This window comes from Pseudomonas sp. GW821-FHT09D08, from assembly GCF_059416305.1.
Genome location: NZ_JBWKOX010000032.1, coordinates 12,738 through 38,598, shown reverse-complemented (window position 1 = coordinate 38,598; position 25,861 = coordinate 12,738). Strand labels below are relative to the sequence as shown.

General features: G+C 62.8%; 27 protein-coding genes, 2 pseudogenes and 1 riboswitch. Of the genes and pseudogenes, 15 read left to right on the top strand and 14 right to left on the bottom strand.

The genetic code is table 11. The annotated features are described in order from the left end of the window. Position 1 precedes the first annotated feature (1 nt). The gene (locus AC07OP_RS30200) at positions 2–1,363 is read right to left on the bottom strand and encodes an MFS transporter (protein ID WP_495103138.1); all 1,362 of its coding nucleotides are present in this window, start codon (positions 1,361–1,363) and stop codon (positions 2–4) included. Positions 1,364–1,637: 274 nt separating this feature from the next. Here AC07OP_RS30200 and AC07OP_RS30195 point away from each other — a divergent pair. The 4 genes and pseudogenes from AC07OP_RS30195 to AC07OP_RS30180 form a co-directional block, all read left to right on the top strand. After that, positions 1,638–1,727: pseudogene (locus AC07OP_RS30195) on the top strand (outer membrane lipoprotein carrier protein LolA); the annotation flags it as partial. Between the two features lie 61 nt (positions 1,728–1,788). Beyond that, positions 1,789–2,499 (top strand): FadR/GntR family transcriptional regulator, encoded by a 711-nt coding sequence (locus AC07OP_RS30190; protein ID WP_495103139.1) that lies wholly within the window; start codon positions 1,789–1,791, stop codon positions 2,497–2,499. 13 nt (positions 2,500–2,512) lie between these two features. After that, on the top strand, positions 2,513–3,208 hold the full coding sequence (locus tag AC07OP_RS30185; RefSeq protein WP_495103140.1) for a tRNA (adenine(22)-N(1))-methyltransferase: 696 nt from the start codon (positions 2,513–2,515) through the stop codon (positions 3,206–3,208). A gap of 311 nt (positions 3,209–3,519) precedes the next feature. After that, on the top strand, positions 3,520–5,577 hold the full coding sequence (locus tag AC07OP_RS30180) for a methyl-accepting chemotaxis protein (protein WP_495103141.1): 2,058 nt from the start codon (positions 3,520–3,522) through the stop codon (positions 5,575–5,577). A 153-nt stretch (positions 5,578–5,730) separates the two neighbouring features. Here the strand turns inward: AC07OP_RS30180 and AC07OP_RS30175 are convergent, their stop codons facing one another. After that, positions 5,731–6,852 (bottom strand): lactonase family protein, encoded by a 1,122-nt coding sequence (locus tag AC07OP_RS30175; protein ID WP_495103142.1) that lies wholly within the window; start codon positions 6,850–6,852, stop codon positions 5,731–5,733. Positions 6,853–6,978: 126 nt separating this feature from the next. On the opposite strand from AC07OP_RS30175, the gene AC07OP_RS30170 reads away from it, so the two are divergent. The 3 genes from AC07OP_RS30170 (at position 6,979) to AC07OP_RS30160 (ending at position 10,756) form a co-directional block, all read left to right on the top strand. After that, positions 6,979–7,887, top strand: a complete 909-nt coding sequence (locus tag AC07OP_RS30170) for a hypothetical protein (protein WP_495103143.1) — start codon at positions 6,979–6,981, stop codon at positions 7,885–7,887. 539 nt (positions 7,888–8,426) lie between these two features. After that, on the top strand, positions 8,427–8,885 hold the full coding sequence (locus tag AC07OP_RS30165; RefSeq protein ID WP_115486886.1) for an REP-associated tyrosine transposase: 459 nt from the start codon (positions 8,427–8,429) through the stop codon (positions 8,883–8,885). Positions 8,886–9,016: 131 nt separating this feature from the next. Beyond that, entirely contained in the window at positions 9,017–10,756 is a 1,740-nt protein-coding gene (locus AC07OP_RS30160) for an OPT family oligopeptide transporter (protein WP_495103144.1), read from the top strand. A gap of 26 nt (positions 10,757–10,782) precedes the next feature. Here the strand turns inward: AC07OP_RS30160 and AC07OP_RS30155 are convergent, their stop codons facing one another. From AC07OP_RS30155 to AC07OP_RS30145, 3 genes are all read right to left on the bottom strand, one after another. Continuing rightward, positions 10,783–11,409, bottom strand: a complete 627-nt coding sequence (locus tag AC07OP_RS30155; protein WP_495103145.1) for a glutathione S-transferase family protein — start codon at positions 11,407–11,409, stop codon at positions 10,783–10,785. Positions 11,410–11,508: 99 nt separating this feature from the next. Next, positions 11,509–12,768 (bottom strand): hypothetical protein, encoded by a 1,260-nt coding sequence (locus tag AC07OP_RS30150; protein ID WP_495103146.1) that lies wholly within the window; start codon positions 12,766–12,768, stop codon positions 11,509–11,511. 102 nt (positions 12,769–12,870) lie between these two features. Then, entirely contained in the window at positions 12,871–13,251 is a 381-nt protein-coding gene (locus AC07OP_RS30145; protein ID WP_027604035.1) for a cupin domain-containing protein, read from the bottom strand. 142 nt (positions 13,252–13,393) lie between these two features. Between AC07OP_RS30145 and AC07OP_RS30140 the strand changes: the two genes are divergently transcribed. Further along, positions 13,394–14,116, top strand: a complete 723-nt coding sequence (locus tag AC07OP_RS30140; protein ID WP_495103147.1) for a hypothetical protein — start codon at positions 13,394–13,396, stop codon at positions 14,114–14,116. Positions 14,117–14,214: 98 nt separating this feature from the next. On the opposite strand, the gene AC07OP_RS30135 is transcribed toward AC07OP_RS30140, so the two are convergent. The 4 genes and pseudogenes from AC07OP_RS30135 to AC07OP_RS30120 all read right to left on the bottom strand — a co-directional run. Continuing rightward, the gene (locus AC07OP_RS30135; RefSeq protein WP_495103148.1) at positions 14,215–14,586 is read right to left on the bottom strand and encodes a hypothetical protein; all 372 of its coding nucleotides are present in this window, start codon (positions 14,584–14,586) and stop codon (positions 14,215–14,217) included. A 76-nt stretch (positions 14,587–14,662) separates the two neighbouring features. Next, complete coding sequence (locus tag AC07OP_RS30130; protein ID WP_495103149.1) at positions 14,663–15,142, bottom strand: DUF3757 domain-containing protein; 480 nt, start codon at positions 15,140–15,142, stop codon at positions 14,663–14,665. A gap of 136 nt (positions 15,143–15,278) precedes the next feature. Beyond that, on the bottom strand, positions 15,279–16,226 hold the full coding sequence (locus AC07OP_RS30125; RefSeq protein WP_495103150.1) for a hypothetical protein: 948 nt from the start codon (positions 16,224–16,226) through the stop codon (positions 15,279–15,281). 80 nt (positions 16,227–16,306) lie between these two features. Beyond that, a pseudogene (locus tag AC07OP_RS30120) lies at positions 16,307–16,516 on the bottom strand (VOC family protein); the annotation flags it as partial. Positions 16,517–16,818: 302 nt separating this feature from the next. Here AC07OP_RS30120 and AC07OP_RS30115 point away from each other — a divergent pair. Further along, positions 16,819–17,052 carry a hypothetical protein gene (locus tag AC07OP_RS30115; RefSeq protein ID WP_027604039.1) on the top strand — a complete coding sequence of 78 codons (234 nt, stop codon included), beginning with the start codon at positions 16,819–16,821 and terminating at the stop codon, positions 17,050–17,052. A gap of 3 nt (positions 17,053–17,055) precedes the next feature. Here AC07OP_RS30115 and AC07OP_RS30110 read toward each other — a convergent pair whose 3' ends face one another. Together AC07OP_RS30110 and chrA are read right to left on the bottom strand one after the other, a co-directional pair. Next, positions 17,056–17,286, bottom strand: coding sequence for a DUF6124 family protein (locus AC07OP_RS30110; RefSeq protein ID WP_027604040.1), 231 nt, complete (start codon positions 17,284–17,286; stop codon positions 17,056–17,058). A 317-nt stretch (positions 17,287–17,603) separates the two neighbouring features. Further along, positions 17,604–18,812, bottom strand: a complete 1,209-nt coding sequence (chrA, locus tag AC07OP_RS30105) for a chromate efflux transporter (protein WP_495103151.1) — start codon at positions 18,810–18,812, stop codon at positions 17,604–17,606. Between the two features lie 129 nt (positions 18,813–18,941). Between chrA and AC07OP_RS30100 the strand changes: the two genes are divergently transcribed. From AC07OP_RS30100 to AC07OP_RS30075, 6 genes are all read left to right on the top strand, one after another. Continuing rightward, positions 18,942–19,514, top strand: a complete 573-nt coding sequence (locus AC07OP_RS30100) for a nucleotidyltransferase family protein (RefSeq protein ID WP_495103152.1) — start codon at positions 18,942–18,944, stop codon at positions 19,512–19,514. A 68-nt stretch (positions 19,515–19,582) separates the two neighbouring features. Then, a complete protein-coding gene (gene tspO, locus AC07OP_RS30095; RefSeq protein ID WP_065925072.1) occupies positions 19,583–20,023 on the top strand; it encodes a tryptophan-rich sensory protein TspO in 441 nt (146 codons plus the stop codon). After that, positions 20,023–20,949, top strand: a complete 927-nt coding sequence (locus AC07OP_RS30090) for an alpha/beta hydrolase fold domain-containing protein (RefSeq protein ID WP_495103153.1) — start codon at positions 20,023–20,025, stop codon at positions 20,947–20,949. The genes tspO and AC07OP_RS30090 overlap by 1 nt, the downstream gene beginning before the upstream one ends. A 208-nt stretch (positions 20,950–21,157) precedes the next feature. Beyond that, the gene (locus AC07OP_RS30085) at positions 21,158–21,697 is read left to right on the top strand and encodes a hypothetical protein (protein WP_495103154.1); all 540 of its coding nucleotides are present in this window, start codon (positions 21,158–21,160) and stop codon (positions 21,695–21,697) included. Further along, positions 21,694–22,146: a GNAT family N-acetyltransferase gene (locus tag AC07OP_RS30080; protein WP_193603554.1), complete on the top strand. Its 453-nt coding sequence runs from the start codon at positions 21,694–21,696 to the stop codon at positions 22,144–22,146. Before AC07OP_RS30085 ends, AC07OP_RS30080 begins: the two co-directional genes overlap by 4 nt. Positions 22,147–22,222: 76 nt before the next feature. Next, positions 22,223–22,696, top strand: a complete 474-nt coding sequence (locus tag AC07OP_RS30075) for a DUF1203 domain-containing protein (RefSeq protein ID WP_027604047.1) — start codon at positions 22,223–22,225, stop codon at positions 22,694–22,696. Positions 22,697–22,754: 58 nt separating this feature from the next. Here AC07OP_RS30075 and AC07OP_RS30070 read toward each other — a convergent pair whose 3' ends face one another. The 3 genes from AC07OP_RS30070 to AC07OP_RS30060 are packed head-to-tail and all read right to left on the bottom strand — an operon-like array spanning position 22,755 to position 25,527. Beyond that, positions 22,755–23,519: an ABC transporter ATP-binding protein gene (locus tag AC07OP_RS30070; protein ID WP_495103155.1), complete on the bottom strand. Its 765-nt coding sequence runs from the start codon at positions 23,517–23,519 to the stop codon at positions 22,755–22,757. Next, complete coding sequence (locus AC07OP_RS30065) at positions 23,516–24,520, bottom strand: FecCD family ABC transporter permease (RefSeq protein WP_065940391.1); 1,005 nt, start codon at positions 24,518–24,520, stop codon at positions 23,516–23,518. The genes AC07OP_RS30070 and AC07OP_RS30065 overlap by 4 nt, the downstream gene beginning before the upstream one ends. Continuing rightward, the gene (locus tag AC07OP_RS30060; protein WP_027604050.1) at positions 24,517–25,527 is read right to left on the bottom strand and encodes an ABC transporter substrate-binding protein; all 1,011 of its coding nucleotides are present in this window, start codon (positions 25,525–25,527) and stop codon (positions 24,517–24,519) included. Before AC07OP_RS30060 ends, AC07OP_RS30065 begins: the two co-directional genes overlap by 4 nt. 114 nt (positions 25,528–25,641) lie before the next feature. After that, a riboswitch (cobalamin riboswitch) is annotated at positions 25,642–25,835 on the bottom strand. Positions 25,836–25,861: the final 26 nt, after the last annotated feature.

Here is a 25,861-nt window from a genome sequence, read left to right as displayed (position 1 = left end):
CTCAGAGAGATTTGCTGATGGCAGCGCCGGTGGGCACGGCGCCCGGCGAGACCGATGCGGCAGCGGGCGAGGTCTTGGCGAAGAACACCAGGATCGCGGCGAGCACCGAGGTGCCGGCCAGGCCGTAGAGACCGCCCTGGATCGAGCCGGTGGTCTGCTCCAGGAAGCCGAAGGTGGTCGGCGCAACGAAGCCACCCAGGTTGCCGATGGAGTTGATCAAGGCAATCACGGCTGCGGCGATGCGCACGTCCAGGTAGCCCTGTGGGATGGGCCAGAACAGCGAAGACGCCGACTTGAACCCAATGGCCGCAAAGCAGATCGCCACGAACGCGAAGATCGGCCCGCCGGTGGTGGACATGAACATGCCTGCTGCGGCAATCAACAGCGCAGCCGCAACCCAGGCCTGCTGGAACTTGAATTTGCCCGACAGCGTCGCGAAGGCGTACATGGCGATGATCGAGATCAGCCACGGGATCGAGTTGAAGAAACCCACCTGCACATCGCTCAGGTCACCCATCTTCTTGATGATGCTCGGCAGCCAGAACGTCGCCGCGTAGATCGTCAGTTGAATGCAGAAGTACAGGGCGCAGAACAGCAGGATCTGGCGGTCCCTGAGCAGCTTGCCGAGGGTCGGCTTGACGCTGGTCAGGGCTTCACGCTCGCGCTGTTCCTGGTCGATGGCGTTGACCAGCGCATCCTGTTCTTCACGGGTCATCCATTTGGCGTCGTGGGGCTTGGAATCGAGCCAGAACCACACAAAGAAACCGATCACCACCGAGGCCAGGCCTTCGATGGCGAACATCCATTGCCAGCCGTGGAAGCCGAACCCTTCGATCTGCAGCAGCGCGCCTGACAGCGGGCCGGAGATCAGCGAGGCCACCGCCGAGCCGCTGAGGAATATCGCAATGGCCTTGCCGCGCTCAACCCCCGGCAGCCAGCGCGTGAAGTAGTAGATCACCCCGGGGAAGAACCCGGCTTCGGCCACGCCCAGCAGGAAGCGCAGGATGTAGAAGTGGGTTTCGTTCTGGATGAACGCCATCAGCGTGGCGACGATGCCCCAGGTGAACATGATGCGGGTCAGCCAGATGCGCGCGCCGACCTTTTGCAGCAGCATGTTGGAGGGCACTTCAAAGAGCGCGTAGCCGATGAAGAACAGCCCGGCACCGAAGCCATAGGCGGCAGCTCCGATGCCCAGGTCATGTTCCATGTGCGTGCGCACAAAGCCGATATTGACCCGGTCGATGTAGTTGAGGATGAACATGATCACGAACAGTGGGAGCACATGGCCCTTCACTTTGCTCACGGCGCGCGCGAGGACCGGATCACTTTCGGGTGCGGCAGATACATGGCTTGAATTGGTCACAATTCAAAACTCCCCCTGATTGTTTTTATGCGGGTTTGTGTGTCTTGTTGATAGACATCATACAAGTTAGTTTCTGAGATTCGCAATGTGGTGTTGAAGTTTTGTGTTTATAAGGGTCAGTTTTTAGTACTGTTCTAGTTATTTTGCGGGGTTGTGTGGGTTTTCAAAAAGGTTGAAGATGCTTCTGGCAAGGGTGAGGTTAGCGGTCATAAAGATTAGTTGTCATACAAGTTGAGCGCTTTTTTCACGCGCGCCCTAACCTGTAGGAGCGAGCTTGCTCGCGAAAAACGTCAACGATAATGCGGGCATCCTGGATAAACGCAGCGCCCTCAGGTTTTTCGCGAGCAAGCTCGCTCCTACAGTGGGGTTACGCCATGGGGCGGGATGTTAAGCTCCGTCCTGCCCAACCCCCTGGACCCGCAACGATGCCCATTGATAGTGGACCTCCCGTCCGTAGACGCTCCAACAACCTGGCCCAAGGCGTGCTCGACGCCCTGACCCAGCGCATCCTGCTTGGGCAGTTGAAGCCCGGTGAAAAGCTGCCGTCCGAATCCACCATCGTGCTCGAGCATGGGGTGAGCCGGACCGTGGTGCGCGAGGCCCTGTCCAAGCTGCAAGCCTCGGGGCTGGTGGAGACGCGCCATGGCATCGGCACCTTTGTGCTGGCGCAACAGGCCCAGCGAGGCTTGCGCCTGCATGTGGACACCGTCGCCAGCGTGCGCAACATGCTCGAGCTGCGCCTGGGCCTGGAAGTGCAGGCGGTGGCGCTGGCCGCTGTGCGCAGGTCCGACACGCAGCTGGCCCACATGCGCGCCGCTCTCGACGACTACCAGGCCTCGCTGGCCAACAACGACAGCTGCGTGGAAGAGGACAAGCGTTTTCACCAGTTGATCGCCGAAGCCACCGGCAACACGTTCTTCACCGAGATCATGCAGCACCTGGGCAATGCGATGATTCCGCGTACCCAGGTGAAGGGTGACGAGCGCGGCGGGGCGGACTTTGCCAAGCTCGGGCAACTGGCGAACCTGGAGCATGAGGCGATCTTCAACGCGATCAAGCGCCAGGACTCGGATGCCGCAAGGGCGGCGATGGTGTTGCATCTGACCAACAGCCGGGATCGATTTTCCGGCGAATAAAAAGGAACGCAGGTTGAACGAACACACCTTGTCCATGCGCCTGGAGCGTGTGGCCGCGCAGGTGCCGATGGGCGCGCGGCTGGCCGATATCGGCTCGGACCACGCCTACCTGCCGGTGGCCTTGATGCGCCGTGGCGTGATTGAGGCGGCGGTGGCGGGCGAGGTGGCGAGCACGCCGTTCCACGCGGCGCAGCGCACCGTGCGCGAGAATGGCCTGGAGCAGCACGTCACGGTGCGCCTGGCCGATGGGTTGGCGGCGATAGAGCCGGCGGACGCGATCACCGCGATCAGCGTCTGCGGCATGGGCGGCGAGACGATCCGCGACATCCTCGACAGCGGCAAGGCCCACCTCAGCGGCCGCGAACGTCTGATCCTGCAACCCAACGGCGGCGAACAGCCGTTGCGCTACTGGTTGATGAGCAACGGCTACCGCATCCTCAGTGAGGAGCTGCTGCACGAAAACCGCTTCTACTATGAAATCATCATGGCCGAGCGCGCCGAACCCGTGGTGTACAGCGCTGAAGAGCTGTACTTCGGCCCCATGCACCTGCAGGCCCGCAGCCCGGCGTTCCTCGCCAAGTGGCAGCGTGCGTTGCGCCTGAAAAAACGCACCCTGGCGGGCTTTGAACAGGCTCGGCAGCGGGTGCCGCAGGCGAAGGCGCAAGCCATCGCCGAGCAGGTCCAGTGGATTACCCGGCTGCTGGCGTGAACAGTCCGGCGTATCCCCTTCAAGTTCTTCCCGTGTGCGGCCGATAGGTTGTGGTGATTGAGGGCGTTTCAGTGCGCGCCTTGGGTGGGCGTCTCCGCAGGTGACGATGCCTGTGTCGCAACTGGGTGCTTTCGCCCCATTTTCGAGCGCGCCTCGGGCCGTATTGGCGCGTCGCGTGCCCTGTTTCAGGGCTGTGCAGCAGCGGCCCGTATCTTGCTAGTGCCAACCTAATCAATGACATGGCATTTTGCCGTTAGTCATTTCAAGGCTTCGCCTGCCGTCTAACGCGTGGGTTGTTTTTGGGAGTGGACATGCACAGCCTTTTATCACCCGGTATCCGCCTGCTCGGACGTTTCGGCTTCGCGCGTAAGTTCCAGATCCTGTTCTTCCTGTTCATGCTGCCCCTGGCGGGCAGCCTGTGGATGATCGGCCAGGACTATCGCGACAAATTAAGCGTGATTTCCAACGAACAGTCCGGCGTTCGCCAGCTGCTGGCCCTGGATGCACTGGACGGCCAGTTGACGGCGCAACGTAACCTGGCGGCGCGCTGGAAGGCGGCGGACATCCTGCACGCCCCGACACCGGAAGCGAAGGCGGCGATGGATAACGTCGATGCCAATTTCCCGCTGATCCAGCAAAGCCTGCAAGCCCTCGGCGAGGCGTTGAAAACCCAGAACGCCAGCGCTGATGTCCTGGCCCGCTTCGAAGCGTTGCAGGGCACCGTCAAGGGCATGGATTCGTCATCGCTGCGCACCGTCGGGTGGTGGCCGGACGGCTACGACCGCTTCACCACCGCGCTGACGGCGATGCAGGCGCTGCGCGAACAGATCGCCCTGGACGCCGGGCTGATCCTCGACCCGTGGCTGGAAACCTACATGCTCATGCAGATGGGCACCCAGCACGCGCCCGACCTGATCGAGCGCATCGGTCGCATGGCCAGCGTGGGGCAGTCGTCCATTTCTTCGGGGCAGTTCACCTTGCAGAGCCGTTTGCAGATGCGCGACTTGCGCAGCCGCATCGGCGATGCGCGCGACCAGTTGATCAAGGCCGCCGCTTCGCTCAAGGCCAAGCCGTTCGCGGGTGTGGAACCCTGGACGGGGCAGTACGACAACAGCCTGCAAGTGCTGGATAACGAACTCAAGGTGCTCGACGACGGCGTGTTTGGTGGCACCATCAAGCTCGACACCGCCGCCTTCGACCGCAGTGTCGACGCCATGCTCGGCAGCCTCGGCGCGCTGCGCAAGCAGTCGTTGACCTCCCTGGATGCGCGCCTGAGCTATTACCACGACCGTTCACTCAAGCAATTCATCCCGATGGCGGCGACATTCAGCCTGTTGGCCCTGGCGGCGCTGTACCTGTTCATGTGCCTGCAAGCCTCCATCCGTCGCAGTGCCAGCGGCATTACCACGTTGGCCGAGTCCCTGCGCGACGGCAACCTGTGCGTGGAAGTGGCGGTGGAAGGGCGCGACGAACTCGCGGCGATCAGCACCGCGTTGAACGTCGCGGTGGTGCAATTGCGCACCAGCCTGCTCGGCGTCAATCACGAAACCCAGCAACTCGGCTCGGCGGTGCTCACCCTTAATTCGCAATCGGGCAGCACCCTCAGCGAAGTCGAGGACCAGCAGCACCAGATCAGCCAGATCGCCGCCGCCGCCACGCAGTTGGCCGCCACGTCCATGGGCGTCGCGCGCAGTTGCGAGCAGGCCTCGGGCAGTGCCCAGCAGACCCGGCGCATCGCCGAAGACAGCAGCCGCGACAGCCAGCGTACCACCGCCAGCATCCAGCAGCTCAACCAGCGCCTGACCGACACCTCGGACGCCTTGCAGCAGGTCAGCCAGCAAGGCCAGCAGATTCAATCGGTGGTCGACACCATTCGTGGCATCGCCGAGCAGACCAACCTGCTGGCGCTTAACGCCGCCATTGAAGCTGCACGCGCAGGCGAGCAAGGCCGGGGCTTTGCGGTGGTCGCCGATGAAGTGCGCAGCCTGTCGCAACGCACCCAGGCCTCGACGGCGCAGATCGCCGGCACCGTCGACAGCCTGCGCGCCACCGTGAGCCAGGCGGTGACGCTGATGGGTGCCGCGTGCGAGCAGGCGTTGACCGATGCCGAGTCCGTCACCGGCCTGGGCACGCGCCTGGGCGAGATTGCCGGCGCGGTGCAGAACGTCACCGACACCCTGGCGCAAATCGCCACGGCGGTGGAGGAGCAGGCAGCGACGGCGGATGAAGTGAGCGGCAATATCCAGCAAGTCGACCAGGCCGCCGGGCGCCTGCTGGACGGCGCCCGCGCGGTAAACCGTGCGGCGGACACCTTGAGCAAGGGCAGCCAGGCGTTGAGTGATAACACTGCACGGTTTCGCCTGAGCTGAGGCCTGTACACCCTCAAGATCCAACCCTGTGGGGGTGTAGAACCGTAGACATCGTTTACATCTGAAACCGGGGACATCGTTTACACATTTGAGGCCTGGACGCGGGTCATACCTCGTCCAAGCCTCCCCAAGGGATAATCACACAGGTCCAGGTCAGTTGGCTGAGGTATGCAGCACCTCAATCCACAGTGCCCCCTTGCCCGACGCCGCTTCCCCCACCCGCTTCAACGCACCGTTGGCGCTGACTGCATAGGTGCCGACCTTGTCGCTTTTCTCACCGGTCACCAGCAGCCAATGCCCGTTGGGGGAGAACGCGATATTGCGCGGCTGCTTCTCCTCGACCGGGTAGTTGTCGACATAGCGCAGGCCGCCGGTGGCGGTATCCACCGCAAACGCCGATACCGAACTGCTGGTGCGCTCGCTCATCAGCAGCAGCTTGCCGTCCGGCGACAGGCGCAGATCGGCCGCCCAGATGCGCGGCGTCGGGTCGTCTTTCAGGTCATTGTTGCGCGCGTCTCGTACTTCGCCGTGGGCCAGTTTCAAACGCTCGGGAATGCCATTGGCCACGCCGATCTGCGTCAGCGCGCCGGTGCTGTCATCGATGGCAAATGCGGTGACTGTGCCGCTCATTTCACCGACCACATACAGGTACTTGCCGTCGGCCGAAAACGCCAGGTGCCGAGGCCCGGTATTGGCCGGCACGCTCACGAAGCCGCTGCCGATCGGGGTGAGTGCGCCGGTGGCGGCATCGAAGCGGTATTGCAGCACATGGTCCGTGCCCAGGTTGCCGGCGTAGGCAAAGCGATTGCTGGGGTCGGTGCGCAGCGAGTGGGCATGCAGGCCGGTTTTGTAGGTGTGGATGGCGTCGGGCTTGTCGATGGGCTGGACGCTGAGGGTGTCGGCACCGTAGGACGCCGCGAGCAAATAGCGCCCGGCGCGGTCGATGGCCAGGTACGCCATGCTTTCGGCCAGCGGCGCCTTGGACTGCGGCGTCAGGCGGCCGGTTGTCGGGTCGATGCTGAAGCCCTGGACCTGAAACGGCTTGACCCGCAGGGCCGCGAACAAGGTCTTACCGTCGGGGCTGAGGGCCATGGGGTTGACCTGATCGCCGGCCGTCACTTGCTCGACCAGGCTCAGGGCGCCGTTACTTTCGTCGAGGCGGTACTGGGAAATCAGCCCGTCACCGGGGCTGGAGATATACGCAAACGTGGTGGCGTGGGCGTGGGCACTGAGGCCGCAGACAACGGCGGCGGCCAGGAGCAGGGGTTTGTTCACAGGTGATCCTTTATTGTTATGGGTGTGATCAGTCATCGTATGACTGTGGGCGGATCTCGGCAATGATTGTTTTATCGGCGGTCGGGGCGCTGTATCTCTGCCCGCGCCAAGGGCATGATGCGCGGCATGAATAACGATCCCATCGCACTTTACTGGCGCTTCAAGGCCCCCGATCCCGGCATCGGCCCGCGCGAACAGGCACCCATGCTCGCCCAGGAGCAGGCCTGGGCACGGGAGCATGCAGCCGGGCATCACTTCAGTTGGATCGAAGTGCTGCTGCCGCCGCTGTGCTTTGGTGTGTTCCTGCCCAGCCTGGTGTTCATGCTGGGCGTGTGGCTGTACGGGGCCGCGTTCGCGCCAGGGCTGGACGTGGACCGTGTCATCGGCGACACCTTTGCCTGGCAGGTATTGGCGGCAGTGGTCTTTACGGCGGCCTGGGGGCTGCGCAACTACCTGCGTGATACCCGCGATCCCATCAAGCGCTACTGGCAGGCCATGCCGGACCAGGGCGTGGTCGAGCTGGAGCGCCACAGGCTGGTGTCGGGCACCAGCCTGTGGGCCTCGGACTACGATCCCGACTGCAACGCCCTGATGCAATGGAAAAACGGCGAGCTTGAACGCACCCAGAGCAGCGGGGTGTCGCAGTGGATCGTCGCCAAGACCACGGCGGGCCACTGGCTGGTATTCAAGGACGAATACCCCGGTGACTTCACCTACAACCGGGTCGGCCGCATGCCGGCACCGGACAAACAACTGCAACCCTGCCAGGACCTGGCCTTTACCTTCGCCCCCGGCACCAACCTGATGCTGGGCCGACGTTTCGACGGCGAACCGCTGCCCTTGCTGGACACCGGGTATTGGCTGGCGGCCGATGAGCTCAAGCGCCTTACTGCAATCGCCCATCACTGGGCGTTTTTCCCGCCGGACCGCTATGGCGTGGTCAATGCCCGGAATGCGCCGTGGGTGCAGCAACTGTTGGACAAGGCACAAGCCGATGGCGAGGTGGCCGGGGGAACGGGTTTTACGCACGCTTAGTGGTGAGCGGACTTTTTGTGGTGAACGGGCTTCTGTGGTGAGCGGGCTTGCCCCGCGCCGGGCCGCGAAGCGGCCCCATCAAGAGCACCACGTTTTTCCAGGTAAATCCGGATAATCGCTTTTGGGGCCGCTTCGCCGCCCAGCGCGGGGCAAGCCCGCTCACCACAAAAAAGCCAGGTCACTCCGGGCTGGATACATTCAGTCACCCGATGACAGGTTTTCTGTAATGGGATGATCTTTGGTGATGGGGCGCCCGCGTAGTGGTGAACGGACTTTTTGTGGTGAGCGGGCTTCTGTGGTGAGCGGGCTTGCCCCGCGCCGGGCCGCGAAGCGGCCCCATCAAGAACACTGCGTTTTTCCAGGTGAATCCGGATAACCGCTTTTGGGGCCGCTTCGCAGCCCAGCGCGGGGCAAGCCCGCTCACCACAAAAAAGCCAGGTCACTCCGGGCGGATACATTCAGTCACCCGATGACACTGGCTCGCCAGCTACGGCGCGCTAGTGTTAATGCTCTTCAGGACGGTCCCCAGGAGCAACGGAATGCGCCCCACACCCCAATCCCATCGCCTGCGTCACGGTCGTTACTCTGAATACGGACGCAGTTACCTCATTACCGTTGTCGTGCATCACCGTCAGCGCCTATTCACCGACCTTTATCTGGGTCGTCTGTTGGTGGCCGAATTTCGGCAGGTTCATGAGCTGGCATTGGTCGACTCTCTGGCCTGGGTCATCATGCCTGACCACATTCACTGGCTGTTTGAGCTGAAGCAGAAGACGTTGCCCGACGTGGTGCGGCGTATGAAGTCGCGTAGCACGCTGACCATCAACCGGCGTCGTCAAAGCAAGGAGCGTGTCTGGCAACCCGGTTATCACGATAGGGCTGTCCGCGCGGAGGATGATGTTCGCAAGATGGCTCGCTACATCATTGCCAACCCTTTGCGGGCTGGGTTGGTGGCGCAGGTAGGGGATTATTCGTTATGGGATGCTGCATGGCTCTGATTGAGTAATTGATGGCGTGGAGGTTGAAGCCCGCTCACCATAAAAAGGCGCCCGCTTGCCGCATAGGAACCTTCAGGCCTTAAGGGGCTCACTTGTTATGTCGCCCTGTTCCCCTGCCGAAAGGAATCCGCATGCATGCCACCTCATCAATGGTCCCCCCTCATCCCCCCGTCGAACGCGAACTGAGCCTGCGCGCGGTCATCACCGGCACGTTGCTCGGTATCCTGCTGACCCCTTCGAATGTGTACGCCGGGTTGAAGATCGGCTGGTCGTTCAACATGTCGATCATTGCCCTGCTGGTGGGGTATGCGATCTGGCAGGGCCTGGCGAGGCGGTCGTCGGAGCAGCTGCCGTGGACGCTGCATGAGAGCAATATCAACCAGACCGTCGCCTCGGCCGCTGCTTCGATCATTTCCGGTGGGCTGGTGGCGCCGATCCCGGCCTATACCCTGCTGACGGGCAACCAGCTGGATGCGCTGCCGATGATCGCCTGGGTGTTCTCGGTGAGTTTCCTGGGCATCTGGATCGCCTGGTACCTGCGGCCTTCGTTGCTCAATGACAAGGCGCTGAAGTTTCCCGAAGGCATGGCCACCCTCGAAACCCTGCTGCATATCTACAACCATGGGCGCGAAGCGGCGACGCGCTTGAAGGTGCTGCTCAGTGCGGCGTTGCTGTCCGGGCTGGTGAAGTGGGTGGACACCTTTATGTGGGCCTTCCCGCGTTGGTCGCCATCCGCCCAGCTGGAGCGCCTGACCTTCACTGCCGACCCTTCGCTGTTGCTGCTGGGGTTTGGCGGCATTATCGGCATTCGCGTAGGCCTGACCCTGCTGCTCGGCGCCTTGCTCGCCTGGGGCGGCCTGGGCCCGTGGTTGCTGGCGCAAGGCCTGGTTACCTTGCCGGCCGGCAGCAGCGGCCCGCAATTTGCGGCGTTGGTGGAGTGGTTGCTGTGGCCGGGAGTGAGCCTGATGGTGTGCTCGACCTTGGCGTCGCTGACGATTCGTCTGTGGGCGTTATACACCTCGACCAAGTCCGCCGGCGGGCAAGCCTGGAGCGTACCCAAACCCGGGCCGGCCGCCGGTTTTGTGCTGTCGATCGTATTGGTGGTGAGCCTGCAGGCGCTGTTGTTCGGCATCAACCTGTGGATGGCGTTGCTGACCATTCCCCTGGCGATCTGCCTGGCGGCCGTCGCTGCCCGTGTGGTGGGCGCCACCGGTATTCCGCCGATTGGCGCCATCGGGCAGTTGTCCCAGCTGAGCTTCGGCATCGTCGCGCCGGGGCAGGTGCCGATCAACCTGATGAGCGCCAACACCGCCGGCGGCTCGGCGGGGCAGTGCACCGACCTGATGAACGACTTCAAGGTCGGCAAGGCCATTGGTGCCACGCCGCACAAGCAAGTCATCGCCCAGATCCTGGGGATTTTCATTGGCAGCATCGTCGGGGTGTTCGCGTACCTGGCGCTGATTCCTGATCCGCATTCGATGCTGCTCACCGAGGAATGGCCGGCGCCGGCGGTCGCGACCTGGAAAGCCGTGGCGCAAACCCTCACCCATGGGCTGGATTCATTGTCGGCGAGCATTCGCTGGGCGATCGGTATCGCAGGGCTGGCCGGGGTGTTGCTGGGTGTACTCGACAGCCTGTTGCCCGCCCATCGCGCCCGCTACCTGCCCAGTGCTGCCGCATTGGGGCTGGCGTTTGTGCTGCCAGCTTCGGTGTCGCTGATGATGGCCCTGGGTGCGGTGCTCACCTGGCTGGTGAGCTGCCGCTGGCCGAGCCTCACCGAGCGGTTTGCGATTACCGCAGCGGCGGGGTTGATTGCGGGGGAGAGCATCACCGGCGTGGGCGCTTCGCTGTGGCAGATGGCGGCGCCTTAGCCTCTGCGTAGTAGAGGGCAAGCTACTCACTTGGCAAACGCATACTCCCCACCCTGTTCCAGCGCCTGGCGATAAGCCGGGCGTGCCTGGAAACGCTGCACCCACGCCGCCAGGTGCGGGTACGCCGGCAGCTTGCCCTGGGCGTTGGCGATTTCGCCGATAAAGCTCATCTGGATGTCCGCGCCGCTCAAATCATCCCCCAGCAGATACGGCGTGTGTGCCAGCGCCTCGTTGAGGTAACCGAGGTAATTGGCCACTTCCGATTCGATCCGCGGGTGCAGCGGCGCACCGGCTTCACCCAGGCGGCCCACATACAGGTTAAGCATCAGCGGCAGCATGGCCGAGCCTTCGGCGAAGTGCAGCCATTGCACGTACTGGTCGTAGGCGGCCGTGGCCGGGTCCGGTTGCAGGCGACCGTCGCCATGCCGGCGGATCAGGTAGTCGACGATGGCGCCGGACTCGATCACCACGTTGGCGCCGTCTTCGATCACCGGGGATTTGCCCAGCGCATTGATCGCCTTGAGCTCCGGCGGAGCAAGGTTGGTTTTCGGGTCGCGCTGGTAGCGCTTGATCTCGTACGGCAGGCCAAGCTCTTCCAGCAGCCACAGAATGCGCTGCGAACGTGAGTTGTTGAGGTGATGGACAATGATCATGGGAACTCCGCGGGGCATGGGGTGTGTAGGAACAGACTGCTGCGGCAACGTAGAGTGCCCTGAATCAGCGGGATGTTTGCTTGGCAAACGTCCCTTCGATCAACGCACCACCTCGAACGCCGTGTATTCATACGCCGAGCGCATTTTGCTCGAGGTCGTTGCCAGCGTCAGGGCAATGCCCAGGTCTTCGATAAACGCGCGCGAGGTCTTGTAGTCGCCTTGCTCGCACTCAAGCTTAATGGCGTCGCCGGTCAACGAGGCAAACACCTGTCGGGCCGGGAAGCGCTGGCCTATCTTGCAGCTCACGGAGGTCTGGAGTGGGGTATCGGTCGGTTTGCCGGGCACGTTCGCCATGTGCAGGTTGGTGCTCAGCGTCTGGCCAGGCGTCCAACTGCTCGGAATGCTCAGTTCGGCTTCGCGGGTCAGCAGCACCTGGCCGTCGCCCACGCCGTTCATCTTCGACTTCAACTGGATCAGGTCCGCCTGCACCAGGCGCTCGACATGGAAGGTGTCGCTGTAGATCTCATTCTTGTTCAGCAAGCCACCCACCGCCGTGAAGGTCACCGAGGTGGGGCTGTCGTTGCTGCCATCGCTTTTTTTCGACAGGTAGGTGTAGTTCAACGTCTTGAACTTCGGCTGCAGCAGGGCCGAGTCGAGGCGCTGGAGCACGCTGGCGGGGACGGCGACGTCGTTGATGCTCGGCTCTACGACGGTGCGCGGGTAGTCCACCGGTTGGATGTCCGGACGCGACCAGGCCAGCAGCGCCGCATCCACACCACCCTGCAACGAACAACTGATGCGCGATTGCGTGCCGTCGCTGCCTTCCGGCTCTACCAGCAGCACGCGCTCGACTTCGCGGGTGCCTGGCGCGACGCCGGGCCGTGGCTTGATGGCCTGCCAGCGGTCGCCGACCTTGAGCTCGCTACGGATGTAGGCGCCGTCGCCTTTTTGCAGGCGAGCCGGTTGGTCGAGCAGCGGGGCAAGGCGTTGGGCAACCTCGTCGATGTTGCCTTGCACAACAAAGCCCCAGTAATAGTAGAGCCCCAGATTGCCGAGGTCGGTGGCCTCGTCGGCGTACGACAACAGCTTCAAGCCGGCGATCGGCGGCGTGCTGACCGGCACCGCGTTGGCCTTGCGGTCTGCACGGTTGACCACCGCGATCCACGAGAAGTCTTTTTCCTGCTTGAGCGGCGCGTAGGCCTGCCAGGCGTCGCGATGGCTGTTCAGGCGGCTGAAGAACGTCGCGTCGCAGCGGGTGAAGGCCTTGAGCGTATCGGTCAGCGCGGCGTCGTCGGCGTGGGCGATGGAAGGCAGCAGCGCAGAGGCGAGGAGGAGGGCGGCAGCGGTGGGCAACTTCATCGAGCGGGATGTCCGTATCGGGGGCGGGAGCTGGGCATTATCCAGAAATTACCCGCTAAAGGCTCGACTCAATGACCGAGCCCCATGAGGCGCGCGATTTTTTCAGATCCAAAGATCGTTTGTTGCAGTACGTTCACCGCCTTCATGACCGGTATTCAGAATGCCCCGCGGTTCGATCATCATCAGCTTCGCCTCACCCTCGGCGGCAGTCCGATGTTCAACGCCACGCGGGACCACATACAGCTCGCCCGCCGCCACGTACACCGGGCCTTCCGGCAGATCGATACGCAGCGTCCCTTCCAGCACCAGGAACGCTTCGTCGGTTTCCGGGTGCGAGTGCCAGATGAACTCCCCTTCGATGCGCACCACCTTGAACTGGTAGTCGTTCATTTCGGCGACGACCCTGGGGCTCCACTGCGCGTCGATGAGCGATGCCTTTTGCGCGAGGTTTACCGGTTGTGCCGAGTGCTGTGAGGTAGCCATGATCCATCCTCTGGTAGGTAAGACGGCCAGACTATCGAGGCCACGAGGCGCCTGGCTTGTACGATCCTGCAGGTTGGTCGTCTAAAGCTCGGCCGACTTCCGGCGATAACCTGTATGAACCCGCCAATCAAGGATCGATGAAATGGCTCTTTCCGTCAGCGCTGCCTATCTCCCGCCGGCCAACACCAGTCTTACACCTTCCGAGCAGAAACTCGTGGCCCAGCCCCTGACGGACGCCGCGAAAGACGCGTTGGCCAACGCCGCCCCGGCGGCCGTCTATCATCCCAGTGGATCAGCCAGCGCCCCCTTGGAACCGCTGGAAGTGGTCGACACCTGGGTCGGTCGGACCCAGTCGCGAGACTTTCCTCGCCGCGCTGAAATCTTCAACGGGGCGTTCAGTACGCTGAAGGCTTCCTTCAAGTCATTCGAGTCGGCGCTGTCGGCCACCGCTCCCGACTTGGCCGGCAAAAAATACGGCTTCACCGTCGAGGCCGATGGCCGCCTGAAAGTGCTGGATTCGGCCAGCCAGCTCAGCCGCTCGGATACCCAGCGGCTGACGGATTTGCTCAACCGATCCCTGGGCCTGAAAAGCGCAGCCGTTGCCTACCGCGATGCCGCCATCGACACGGTGGACGCCGATTCCGTCTGGTCGGGCCTGGGCTATTACAGCCTGACCAACGAAAACTTCGCCAAGACCCTTGATCTGGCGCCTCTACTCACGGATCACGACCCGTCGGACATCAAGGGGGCCAAGGACCGGACTTTTATCCAACAACTGCAATACAAAGGCGAGCGGGCGACGCAAGCGACGGAAGCGGCGATGTATGAGCGGCGTGGAGTGCAGCGGTTCAGTACGCAGGCGTGACCTGCCTGGTGGGGTAAAAATGCAGCCGTGCAGCGACCATCGCGAAAGCCCGCAGATGCCCTGCCCATTGGTACAACCGGCGCCAGGAAGATGCGCACTCACACCTTGGCCGTATGCACCTTGGCCAGGCGCACGCGCCAATCGCCGTCATGGCACAGGCGGCATTCTTCCTCGGAGTCGAAGTGTACGCAGCGCCCCATGGGCGCGCCGTGCACGTCGGCGTCGTTGAGTGCAGCGGCGGTCAGCTCACGCATGCGTGTGTCTGCCCCGGTCGAGAGGGCGTGTTCCTTGCTGGCGCGGCTGTCGAACACCCAGATCACCCGCAGGCTTTGGGGGAAGGCGCTGTAGTCGACGGTGTGGGTCAGCCAATCGAAGCCGGGGATTTCAGTTTTGGCGGTTTCGCAGGCGTCGGTGAGGGCGGCGATGAGGAGGCGGTCGAGGCGGGCGGTTTCGCGATGGGTCAGGGGCATGGAGAGTCTGCAGGGGCCAAATGCCTGAGATTAGCAGCGTGCATGCTTTAGGGCATCAGCTTACGGCGAAGATCTATCACGGCACTTCGGTGAATATCGTGAATTGGCAACCGTCCACCGAACCAGCCCGGCAGAAGTCGTCTGCCGTCCAATTTGGGCCGACCGCGCGAGGTCGTACAGGGAAACGCTGGGACATTCTCAAAAACGCCAACTGCTCCGGCCCCTCGTAGTCACAGGCTACGAAATAATATTCGGGCTGGCCTTCGCGTTGCTGCGCAGTGCGAATAGCGGCCGATTCAAACGTCATTCCCTTGAGGTAGTGCTCTTGTGCATAGGGGTTCTCACCTTTCCATCCGCTGCCGGGTGAAAGTGCGGTGTAACTATAGCCTTTTAACTCTTTGGTCTGGTGGATGTTCCCGATACCCGGGCACATACTGCCGGCCGTGTTGGTATTGGAACTCGATGTACAGGCTGCAAGGTTGAACAGTACCGCAGGCCACAGCAAAATCATCGATGCTGCGCGGATGGACACCAGGTTCGAGCTGGAGACGTGCATGGCGAACTCCTCGGCTGAGTAGTCTTTACTCTGAACGCTGACAGCCGTGGCGGATACTGTGAATGTTGACAGGTCGGCAGATGACGCAACCGCAGTCAAAACCATAAAAGAGCGATCTTGTGTCGTAGGGCGGCGCTCAGGGATTGGCTTTAAGTCGGCCCAGTATCGCCGTGCGCAGGCAACCCCAGGCGATCAACCCGATAATCAGCACCTCGGCGATGCCGACAAGCAGGTTGAATGAAAAAACCATCGGTTGCTCAGCCCAGTAAAAACTTGTCGACCCCGTTCGAAGCCCGCTGACCCGCAGCCGTCCGGTCAACAGCGCACGCATCAATGCGATCACGTGAGTCAACTCCAGCACCGCCAGGAACGCTCCCAGCAGGGTGAGCAGGGCGCGGGCGGGAAGGCCGAGTTTCTCGCTCGATTCGTGTGAAGAGGTGAGCTCTTTCCCCTTCAGCTTGATCCCCTTTGCCGCTCTGTCGTGGGCGGGGGCGGGCCTATAGGCGGTCGCCCTGGCCGCCGGATCGACCACCACCTCGGTGGGTACCGGCAGGTTCAGGTAGCCGGCCAGCTCACGCAGCCACCTGTCGGTGCGTTGACTGCCCGGCACCACCGGCACGTTGTCGGTGGTCAAACGCTGCTCGCTGCCATCGCGCATCACCAGCCACAGCTGGGTATAGACCGGCTCGGCCTGTGGGCGGCGGCGAAGTTCGAGGGCATGGGGGGCATTGATGCTGAACACCGACTGCACCCGTTCGCGGCCGCCGAAAAAGTTACGGGTGCGGCGCGTGCCTTCACCGTTGTGCCGCGATAACAGCAAGGTTTCGCGGGTGCCGGTGTACACCATCAGCAGCAGGCCAAGGGCAGGAATCAGCAGCAGGCCGAGCACGATCAGCAGCGAGGACAGTGGGTCCAGGTCCGCCATCGACGCATTTTCAGCGCTGAACCCCAGCACGACGAAGGCCAGCGGCAGGATGAAGGCCATTGCGCCGGTCAGCAGCACGAATGCGCTTTGCACCCGATTGCGCGAGTGGATGTGCAGGTCACCCTGGGCGGTGCGCTCGAAGCGATGGCCTATCAACATGCAGCTCTCCTGGTGCGCCGTTTTTAAGGTTGCTCGAAAGTCTGTGACAGGCGGTGCATGTCGCAGCGCAGGATAGCTTACGGCTTGGTCAACGGAGCAGTCAGCCATTGACCCGCACCCGAATCAACCTGCTCAAGCATGACTTGAGCACCCTTCAAATCAAGGTATGCAAATCCATCTTCCAGGCGTTGATAAGCTACTTTGAAGCCCAGACGAGAAACCCAAAAAGCCAAGCTGCTATCCAGGTTGGTGACCATTAACTCCGGTACCAGTTTGTTACGTTCGAACATGAGATGACTTCCATTTCAAAAGGCTCGTTTTTGCGAGCAGGCAGGTTTTGCGCCGTTGGCTTCTATACCGCGACGGGAACGTGGCGAGCGCGATGATGTACCGTCGGGTGGGAATTATCGAGTCGCGTCGAGTGACAACTAATGGCCCAGAGTTTTTTACACACTCTGGGCCGTTAGCAACCGTTGCTCTCGGGAGCATACGCTTCTGGTCGAAAGCCCCCCCTTTCTAAGCCAACCGGTCTACCATGCCACCCCCGGCAGTGGTTGCACGCGCTACCGACTCAACTTTTAAAGGTATCGCAATGTCCATCGACCAAATCTCCCTCCCCAAAGGCGTAGGCCCTCACGCCGCCAAGCTTCTCGACGCCATTACCGGCGCCGCCACCCATGAAGAACTCAACCGCGCTGGCGGCAAGGCTGAGGGCTTTGTGCTTGGTCTGGAATCCACCAAAGCCATCAAGAGCCAAATCGCCGAGTCGTTGTATGTGGCCTACGACGACGCGGCGAGTAATCGTTCTAGTGAATTGAAGGGCTAGGCATTAACCGGAGCAGGGCGCTTCGCGGTCGAGCAATTTGGCAGTGAGGAGTACGCCCAGCTCGCTCAGTTGGTGGATAGCGAGGGCGATGTCGCGGTGTTTGCCGCATAGGTCTTCGGACAAGTCGAGCAGCAGCGTGCTGACTGAGGCGAAGGTTTCGTAGCTGTTGGTGATGAGGGTTTCGTTGCTGGCGTCGGGAGCGACGCTGAAGAGAGCGCTTGAATCTGTAGCCATTGTTAAGTTCCTTGCTTGGGCCACTACCTGATCGCTACTAAACGATAAGGCGGTAGCTGTACGCAGGTTAGTAGACCGGTGGAACCTAACAAAACCGGCGCGCCCGAGGGCGCCCTACGCACAGCCACCATCGAGCACAGACAGGCACGTCTGACAGATGAAGCTTGTGCACTTGTTAGGTTAAACCGTGGGCTACTAAACCCGATCACCGAGAGATTCAGCGACCGAGCCACCTTAGAGACGGCCACCTCAGCGCACAAGCCGGCGGATTCTGACGCAAGCGTAGGCAAGGGAGCAAGGCACGGTGGCTGCGCGGCTCACACCGTAAGACTTAATAACCATCCCGTCGCGCCGCTTCCTACAACCACCAGCCACGGTGGCAGTTTCCACACCATCAGCGCCACCAGGCCAATCAGCGCCAGGGCGACGTCCCGGGCGGTGAAGATGGCGCTGGTCCACACCGGTTGGTACAGCGCCGCCAGCAACAGGCCGACGACTGCTGCGTTCACACCCGCCAGAGCGGCTTGGGTGCGCGGGCTGCGGCGCAGGCCTTCCCAGAAAGGCAGTGCGCCCATCACCAATAAAAACGACGGTGCGAAGATCGCCAGCAGGCAGAGCAGGCCGCCGAGCCAGCCGCTCGGCGTTTGGGTCATCGAGGCGCCGATGAAGGCGGCGAAGGTGAACAACGGGCCGGGCATGGCTTGGGCGGCGCCGTAGCCGGCGAGGAACACGTCGTTGCTCACCCAGTGGCGGGGCACGACTTCGGCTTGCAGCAAGGGCAGCACCACGTGGCCGCCGCCGAATACCAGTGCGCCGGTGCGGTAGAAGGCGTCGGTCACGGCCAGGGTTGGGTTGGGCATCAACTGGGTGAGAATCGGCAGGCTGGCCAGCAGCAGTACAAACAACGACAGCCATAGCGCCCCGGCGCGACGGCTGATGGTCACGGGCAGGGTGTCGTGCGCGGTGGGCGGTGCGGGCTTGAACAGCAGCAGGCCGGCCATGCCCGCGACGAGGATCACGCCGACCTGGCCCCACGCCGATGTTTGCAGCAGGGCCACGCAAGCGGCGAGCAGCATCACGGCCACGCGCGGGGCGTCGGTGCACAGGTTGCGCGCCATGCCCCACACGGCCTGGGCGACCACGGCGACGGCCACCACTTTAAGGCCATGCAACGCGCCGGGCAGGATGGCGGTGCTGTGCCGGGTGATGCCCAAGGCCAACAGGATCAACACCACGGCGGACGGCAGGGTAAACCCGAGCCACGCCGCCAATGCGCCGCCGTATCCCGCGCGCGACAGGCCGAGGGCGATGCCGACCTGGCTGCTGGCGGGGCCGGGCAGGAATTGGCAGAGCGCGACCAAATCCGCGTAACTGCGCTCGCTCAGCCAGCGCCGCCGGGTCACGAACGCGTCCCGGAAATAACCCAGGTGCGCAATCGGGCCGCCAAAGGAGGTAAGGCCCAGGCGCAGGAAAATCAGGAACACCGACCAGGGGCTTTCGCGGTGATCTGCGGGGGAGTGGGCCAAGGCGGGCGGTCTCGGTGAGGGCAGGGCATCGCGGCACCTTAGCGAATTTTGATGACGTGAAGAAGCGGCGCCAGCGCTCAATGTTGTACCGTTGCTCCCCAGGACCGTACCGATGATGAAGGAGCCCCCATGACATTGACCGTCGACACCCTGCTCGAACTGGCCATGGCCAACCCCATCAACGCCGAAATCACTGCGCGCCTGCCTGACCTTGGTGTGGACCAGTGCATGCTCACGGCGGGCTGCCTGTTCCAGGCGGTGTGGAATCATCAGGCGAATCTGCCGGCTGATCAGGGCGTGAAGGATTACGACGTTTTTTACTTCGACACCGACCTGTCCTACGAGGCGGAAGACGCGGTGATTCGTGCGGCGGATGAGCTGTTCAAAGACCTGGGCGTGAATGTCGAGGTCAAGAACCAGGCGCGGGTGCACCTTTGGTACGCTCAGCGCTTTGGTCGGCCTTACCCGCAGTTGCAGTCGGCGCGCGACGGGGTCGACCGTTATCTGGTGGCCGGTACGTGCATCGGCTTGGAGATTGCCACGGGCGACGTGTATGCGCCGTATGGGTTGGAGGATGTGGAGTTGGGGATTTTGCGGATTAATCCACTGCATCCGGAGCAGACGTTGTTTGAGCAGAAGGCGCGCAGTTATCAGGCGCGGTGGCCCTGGCTGAGGATTGTCGGGTTGGAGATACCGGAATGAATTGGCGCTGAACTTTTAGGTAGGTGTCGCACGTCCAAGCTTCAAATCATTCCCGCCAAGGACAGACGATGACCTTCTTTATCTTCCTGCTTGCCTGCGCCGCCGCCGCCAGTACCGGCGTCATTTTCAAACCCGGCGCCTGGTACGAATCCCTCGTCAAACCCAGCTTCACTCCACCCAATTGGCTGTTCCCGGTGGCCTGGACGATCATCTACCTGCTGCTGGCCTGGGCCGGCTATCGCTTGAGCCTGATCCCCGGCAGTCAAATGGTGCTGGCGCTGTGGGCCGCGCAAATTGCCCTGAATACCCTGTGGACGCCGGTATTTTTCGGCGCGCATCGCCTGCTGGCCGGGATGGTGATCATCGTGTTGCTGTGGATCACCGTGGCGGCGATGGTGGTACTGGCCGTGCGCCTGGACCTGATCACCGGCCTGATCCTGTTCCCGTACCTGGCGTGGCTGTGTGTGGCGGCGGCGCTGAATTTCTCGATTCTGCGTAATAACCGTTGATGGCTCACCAACCGTGGCCCGCCAGCGAGGCGGAACTGGCCCAGATGCGCCGCTTCAATCAGAAGCTCGCCTGGCTGCCGCGCTTCAAGATCCGCAATCGCGTTACGCCGCGTTTGATCCAGGCGCTGTTGCGCGTCAGTCAAACGCTCAAGCGTGCCATACCGGCTGAAAGCCGGATTGTCGACAACGTCCCGGTGCGCATCCTGCGGCCGAGCGGCAAGCCCAAGGGCGTGGTGCTGGATATCCACGGCGGCGGCTGGGTGATCGGCAATGCGCAGATGGATGACGACCTCAACCTGGGCATGCTGCAGGCGTGCGACGTCGCGGTGGTGTCGGTGGATTATCGCTTGGCGGTGGATACGCCGGTCGAAGGCTTGATGGAAGACTGCTTGAATGCCGCACGTTGGTTGCTCACGGATGATGAGTTTGCCGGGCTGCCGGTGATCGTCGTCGGTGAATCGGCCGGTGGGCATCTGGCGGCGGCGACATTGCTGGCGCTCAAGCAATGGCCGGAACTGCTCAAGCGCATAAGCGGCGCGGTGCTGTATTACGGCGTTTATGACCTGACCGGTACACCGAGCGTACGCGCGGCCGGGCCTGAAACGTTGCTGCTGGACGGGCCGGGGATGGTGGCGGCGTTGCGGATGCTCACGCCGGGGCTGAGTGATGATGAGCGCCGACAGCCGCCGTTGTCGCCGTTGTACGGCGACTTTGAAGGGCTGCCCCCGGCGTTGATGTTTGTCGGGGAGTTGGACCCGCTCAAGGATGACACGCTGTTGATTGCTGAGCGGTGGCCCAGTGCTGAAGCACACCTGTTGCCGGAGTCGGCCCATGGATTTATTCATTTTCCGGTGGCGATGGCGGATGGGGTGTTGGCCTATAGCCGACAGTGGATCACTCAGTGCATTGATGGCGAACAGGCATAACTGTATAGGCGCCTCTCTAAGGCTCACCCATTCCTCTGTGGTGAGCGAGCTTGCTCGCGTTGGGCTACGAAGCAGCCCCAAAACCAGCCAGTGCAGAGTAAGCCCGCTTCCCACAGAAAGGACCGATTCACCACAACCGCCTTATCTTTTATCAGCAGGCCGGGTACCCTCTTTTCTCCACACATTCCCCCCAAGCCAAGGAAAGCACGTGAAGATTCTCCAAGGAGCCATCGGTCTATCGGCGCTGTATCTGCTGGCAGGCTGTGGCCAGGTCACCGAAAAAACACTGACGTTCGATGTGCCCTATGGGATGTATGAAACCGTTCTGCGCCAGAACGTCACCGGAACAGGCCAGTTGACCTGCAAGGTCACCACCGACAACCAGGACCGCGGCGAAAAGTGGGTGCCGTCGGTGATTCTTGCGGCGGCCGAGGACGCTGCCGAGGACGACACCCTGTTTCTTTCCAGCTACACGCCCACCGACAGCGACCAGCGCTTGTTCCAACTGCGCACCTTCAACAAAGCCAAGCCGGTCATCGACACCTTCTTCCATCGGGCCCCCGACCAACGCGGTGTGTATATGTTGCGCCTGACCTGGCAGGCGGACGGCGCCATTGGTTATCAGGTCGCCAGCGGTGGGGCCTGGGAAGAGAGGAAGCTCGTGGACAAGCCCGGTTTTTCCGTGCGCCACGTGAGCGTACATGCCTCCGGTATGAAGGGCAGCGCTGTGTGTGAGTTGCGTGAGTGAACGCGCTGACGTTGAGGCCGGCGACGGTGACCGATCTGCCGTTGATCTATCGGGGAGAGCAGGACTACATCCGCCGCTGGGAGCCCGACCACGAAGCCGCCTGGCGGCTCCAGTTGGAGCGCCACCTTACGCGCTGGGTCGATAACTTCGAACGCTTGACGATCGCGATGCTGGGCGGGCAGTTCGCCGGTTATTCGCTGTGGACGGCAGAGGAGGGGGTTGCGGAGCTGTGTACGATCAACGTCAGTGACGCTTACCGACGCCAGGGGATCGGTCGGACGTTGCTGGACGCTTACGTGGCGGCGGCTGGGCAGAATGACTTCTTGAAGTTGCGATTGAGCGTACGTTCCGATAACCCTGCCCGGCTGATGTATGAGCGCGCCGGGTTTGTCTGTGTGGGCACAGATTCGAACGACTACCTTTGCTACGAGCGAGCCAGCCGCCCGTGAATATCACCGCAAGAATCGGATAGCCCCCGCTGTCCAGGTGCTCGTCTCATAGGGCTCACCCTAAGAGGCGCCCACCATGAACTTCCGCATTACGGGCCTTGCTCCCGATCCATTTCTCAGTGTGTTTGGTTTGCCCGACGATGAGCTTGCCGCGCGAGGGATCAAGCGTTACCGAGTCGACCGTCACCCCGGTTTTCCCGACCGCATAGAGATGAAAGACGTGCAGGTTGGGCAGAGCGTGCTGTTGCTCAATCACGTCAGCCAGCCGGCGCATTCGCCGTACCGTGCGTCGCACGCGATTTTCATCCGCGAGGGGGCGACGCAGGCTTTTGACGCGGTTAATCAGGTGCCGGAGGTGATGCGAATCCGGCTGCTGTCCCTGCGGGCATTTTCCGAGGAAGGCATGATGGTGGATGCAGATGTCGTGGAAGGGCTGGTGATTGAGCCCTTGATTGAGCGGATGTTGGCCAATCCCGAGGTCAGCTACATTCATGTGCATAACGCCAGGCAAGGGTGTTATTCAGGGCGGATAGATCGGGTACCGGCTTAAGCCGGCAGACGGCCCATATGCGCAGGCCTCTGTAGATCCTAATGTGGGGATGTCCTGTTCAGTTAGACCGCAACCGCAGTATCTGCGCCCCATCGAACGGGTCCGTCAGGTAATGCGCCTGCACCCCGAATGTCTCCTGTAGTCGCTGTGGCGTCAGCACCTCCAGCGGCTTGCCCAGCGCGACCAGGCGCCCACGGTCCAGCACGGCCAGGCGATCGCAGGTCAGCGCCTGGTTCAGGTCATGCAGGGCGATGAGGGTGGTCACCGGCAAGCCTTGCACGCCTTTCAAAATCGCCAGTTGATGCTGGATATCCAGGTGGTTGGTCGGCTCATCCAGCAACAGGATCTGCGGCCGTTGCGCCAGGGCACGGGCGATGTGCACGCGTTGGCGCTCGCCGCCGGAGAGGCTGCGCCAGGCGCGGTGGCTCAGGTGGGTGGCGTCCACATCATGCAGGGCCTGGCGCACGATGGCGTCGTCGCCGCCGGACCACGGGCTCAGCGCCGACAGCCACGGTGTACGGCCCAGCGCCACGGCGTCGAACACGCGGATGGCGTCGTCGGTGTCGGCCTGTTGCTCTACCACCGCCAGCTGTTGGGCGATGGCGCGGCGGGACAGGTCGCCCAGGCGCTGGCCGCCCAGGCGCACGTCGCCGCTGGCCGGTGTGCGCAGGCCGGCAAGCAGTTTGAGCAGGGTGGATTTGCCGGAGCCGTTGGGCCCGACAATCCCCAGGGTTTCCCCCAGTTGCACCTCCAGGTGGATATCGCGCAGCAATTCCGCCTCACGCACCTTGAAGCCCAGGCCGGTGCAACTCAGTACGCTCATCGCGCATTCCTCCGGCCAATCAGGATCAGCGCAAACACCGGCGCGCCCACCAGCGCCGTCACCACGCCGACCGGGATCACCTGGCCTTTGATCAAGGTGCGCGACAACACATCGGCCGCAATCAAAAATAACGCGCCGCCCAGCGCACTGGCGGGCAGCAGGCGCGAATGCCCGGTGCCGAGCAGCAGGCGCACCGCGTGGGGGATCACCAGGCCGACAAAGCCGATGGAGCCGACAATCGACACCATCACCGCCGTCACCAGCGCCGCGCACCCCACCAGCACAACCTGCACACGGCGCACCGGGATGCCCAGGGACGCGGCCGAATCCGTGCCGAAGGTGAACGCATCCAACGCGCGACGATGCCACAGGCACACCGCCAGGCCGGTGACCGCCACCGGCACCGCCAGCCACACCGACGGCCAGCGCACGCCGCTGAGGTTGCCCAGCAGCCAGAACATGATGCCGCGCGCCTGTTCGGAACTGGCGGACTTGGTGATCAGGAACGCGGTAAGTGCATTGAACAGCTGCGACCCGGCGATGCCCGCGAGGATGATCTGCCCGGTGCCGCTGGACGAACCGCTGGCCCGCGCCAGCAGGATCACCAGGGCAAACGCCGCCATCGCGCCGACAAAGGCGCCGGCCGACAATGAAATCAGCCCGCCGCCCACGCCCATCAACGCCACCAGCACCGCGCCGGTCGAAGCCCCGGCGCTGATGCCCAGCAGGTACGGATCGGCCAACGGGTTGCGCAGCAACGACTGCAAAATCACCCCGCAGGTGGCCAGCCCCGCACCGCAGGCGGCGGCCACCAGGGCACGGGTGAGGCGGTAGTTCCACACCACGCCTTCATCGATGGGGTCCAGCACGTAACCGGCCGCCCACAGTTTGTTGGCGAGCACCTGCAGCACCACCTGGGGCGAGATGGCGGTTTCGCCGATGGCCACGCCGGCGAGCACGGCGATCAGCAATAGCGCCAGGGCGAGTAAGGTCCGGATCATTGCGGCAGGTCGTAGCCGTCGATGGCCGTGGCCAGGTGTTCAAGGCCGTCGAACATGCGGATGCTGGCCTGCAGCGCCAGGGCGTCGAGGATGATGATGCGGTTGTTTTTCACCGCGTCCATGTTGCGCGTGACCGGGTCGCTGCGCAGGAAGGCGAGTTTCTTTTCATGGTCGTCGGCGGGGTAGCGGCGGCGGTCCATGCGGGCGATCACCAGGAAGGTCGGGTTGGCCTTGGCGAGGGTTTCCCAGCCGACGGCGGGCCATTCTTCATCGGATTGCACCACGTTGTGCAAACCGAGGGTTTCGAGCATGAACTCCGGAATGCCCTTGTGGCCGGCCACGTAGGGGTCGCTGGCCAGTTCGGCGCTGGAGAACCACACCAGCGCGCTGGCCTGCTTGAGGCCTTTGCTCTGCACGGTGGCCACGGATTGGGCCAGGCGCGCCTGGAGCTCATCGTTCAACTGTTGGCCGCGATCCTGTACATCGAAAATCTGCGCCAGCTGGCGGATGCTCTTGTAGATCGTCTCGATACGGAACGGCTCCAGCCGCGTGCCGTCGGCGCCCACCAGGTTGTCCTTGCCTTCGCAGTCGGAGGGCAGCAGGTAGGTGGGGATCTTCAGGTCGTGAAACTGCTCGCGGGTGCCGACCACGCCTTGCGGGCCTACCACCCATTCCAGCTCGGCGGCCACCAGTTGCGGGCGCTTGGCGATCACCGCTTCAAAGCTGGGCTCGTTGTTGGCCAGGCGCTCGATGCCGTCGTTCTGCGCCTTGAACTGCGGCAACACGCTGTTGAACCACAGCGAGGTGCCCACCACGCGGTCAGCCACGCCGAGGGCATAGAGCATTTCGGTGGCGGCCTGGCCGATGGTCACGCTGCGCGCGGGCGCCTGCGGGAAGGTGAGGGTGCTGCCGCAGTTTTCCAGGGTAAGCGGGTACTGAGTTGGCGCGGCGTGGGCCAGGGCGCAGAAACCCAGGCCGCTGATCAGGGCGGTAACGCGTGGCAGCATGAGGCGATCTCCGTGTGGACCGTACGTGGAAACAGGGCAGGTACGGTTCGGAAATACGCCCTCGACCGCTGCCGAACGGGCAGGCAAGGATGCCCTTCCCGGACACCCCGCCGGTTAGTGATTACTGGGCCGGCAGGTCTCCTGACTGATGCGTCGTCGCCACGCTCCGGCCTTCCCGGACGCGGTCCAGTGGCAGTGGGGAGCAGGCTCGGCACCTACAGTTGCGGGGGCAGTTCCGATTGACGCGGTGTACCGCGCTTCGGATTCCCTATTAGTCCCGTTCGGGAACCGGCGCGGTATGGTAGTTGATTAGGGCCAGGCGATACAGCCCGAA

What these genes read in the sequence shown, in the direction of transcription:
- AC07OP_RS30190 (WP_495103139.1), top strand. Translation starts at nt 1,789, where the DNA reads ATGCCCATTGATAGTGGACCTCCCGTCCGTAGACGCTCCAACAACCTG.
- AC07OP_RS30180 (WP_495103141.1), top strand. Translation starts at nt 3,520, where the DNA reads ATGCACAGCCTTTTATCACCCGGTATCCGCCTGCTCGGACGTTTCGGC.
- AC07OP_RS30170 (WP_495103143.1), top strand. Translation starts at nt 6,979, where the DNA reads ATGAATAACGATCCCATCGCACTTTACTGGCGCTTCAAGGCCCCCGAT.
- AC07OP_RS30165 (WP_115486886.1), top strand. Translation starts at nt 8,427, where the DNA reads ATGCGCCCCACACCCCAATCCCATCGCCTGCGTCACGGTCGTTACTCT.
- AC07OP_RS30160 (WP_495103144.1), top strand. Translation starts at nt 9,017, where the DNA reads ATGCATGCCACCTCATCAATGGTCCCCCCTCATCCCCCCGTCGAACGC.
- AC07OP_RS30155 (WP_495103145.1), bottom strand. Translation starts at nt 11,409, where the DNA reads ATGATCATTGTCCATCACCTCAACAACTCACGTTCGCAGCGCATTCTG.
- AC07OP_RS30150 (WP_495103146.1), bottom strand. Translation starts at nt 12,768, where the DNA reads ATGAAGTTGCCCACCGCTGCCGCCCTCCTCCTCGCCTCTGCGCTGCTG.
- AC07OP_RS30145 (WP_027604035.1), bottom strand. Translation starts at nt 13,251, where the DNA reads ATGGCTACCTCACAGCACTCGGCACAACCGGTAAACCTCGCGCAAAAG.
- AC07OP_RS30140 (WP_495103147.1), top strand. Translation starts at nt 13,394, where the DNA reads ATGGCTCTTTCCGTCAGCGCTGCCTATCTCCCGCCGGCCAACACCAGT.
- AC07OP_RS30135 (WP_495103148.1), bottom strand. Translation starts at nt 14,586, where the DNA reads ATGCCCCTGACCCATCGCGAAACCGCCCGCCTCGACCGCCTCCTCATC.
- AC07OP_RS30130 (WP_495103149.1), bottom strand. Translation starts at nt 15,142, where the DNA reads ATGCACGTCTCCAGCTCGAACCTGGTGTCCATCCGCGCAGCATCGATG.
- AC07OP_RS30125 (WP_495103150.1), bottom strand. Translation starts at nt 16,226, where the DNA reads ATGTTGATAGGCCATCGCTTCGAGCGCACCGCCCAGGGTGACCTGCAC.
- AC07OP_RS30115 (WP_027604039.1), top strand. Translation starts at nt 16,819, where the DNA reads ATGTCCATCGACCAAATCTCCCTCCCCAAAGGCGTAGGCCCTCACGCC.
- AC07OP_RS30110 (WP_027604040.1), bottom strand. Translation starts at nt 17,286, where the DNA reads ATGGCTACAGATTCAAGCGCTCTCTTCAGCGTCGCTCCCGACGCCAGC.
- AC07OP_RS30100 (WP_495103152.1), top strand. Translation starts at nt 18,942, where the DNA reads ATGACATTGACCGTCGACACCCTGCTCGAACTGGCCATGGCCAACCCC.
- tspO (WP_065925072.1), top strand. Translation starts at nt 19,583, where the DNA reads ATGACCTTCTTTATCTTCCTGCTTGCCTGCGCCGCCGCCGCCAGTACC.
- AC07OP_RS30090 (WP_495103153.1), top strand. Translation starts at nt 20,023, where the DNA reads ATGGCTCACCAACCGTGGCCCGCCAGCGAGGCGGAACTGGCCCAGATG.
- AC07OP_RS30075 (WP_027604047.1), top strand. Translation starts at nt 22,223, where the DNA reads ATGAACTTCCGCATTACGGGCCTTGCTCCCGATCCATTTCTCAGTGTG.
- AC07OP_RS30070 (WP_495103155.1), bottom strand. Translation starts at nt 23,519, where the DNA reads ATGAGCGTACTGAGTTGCACCGGCCTGGGCTTCAAGGTGCGTGAGGCG.
- AC07OP_RS30065 (WP_065940391.1), bottom strand. Translation starts at nt 24,520, where the DNA reads ATGATCCGGACCTTACTCGCCCTGGCGCTATTGCTGATCGCCGTGCTC.
- AC07OP_RS30060 (WP_027604050.1), bottom strand. Translation starts at nt 25,527, where the DNA reads ATGCTGCCACGCGTTACCGCCCTGATCAGCGGCCTGGGTTTCTGCGCC.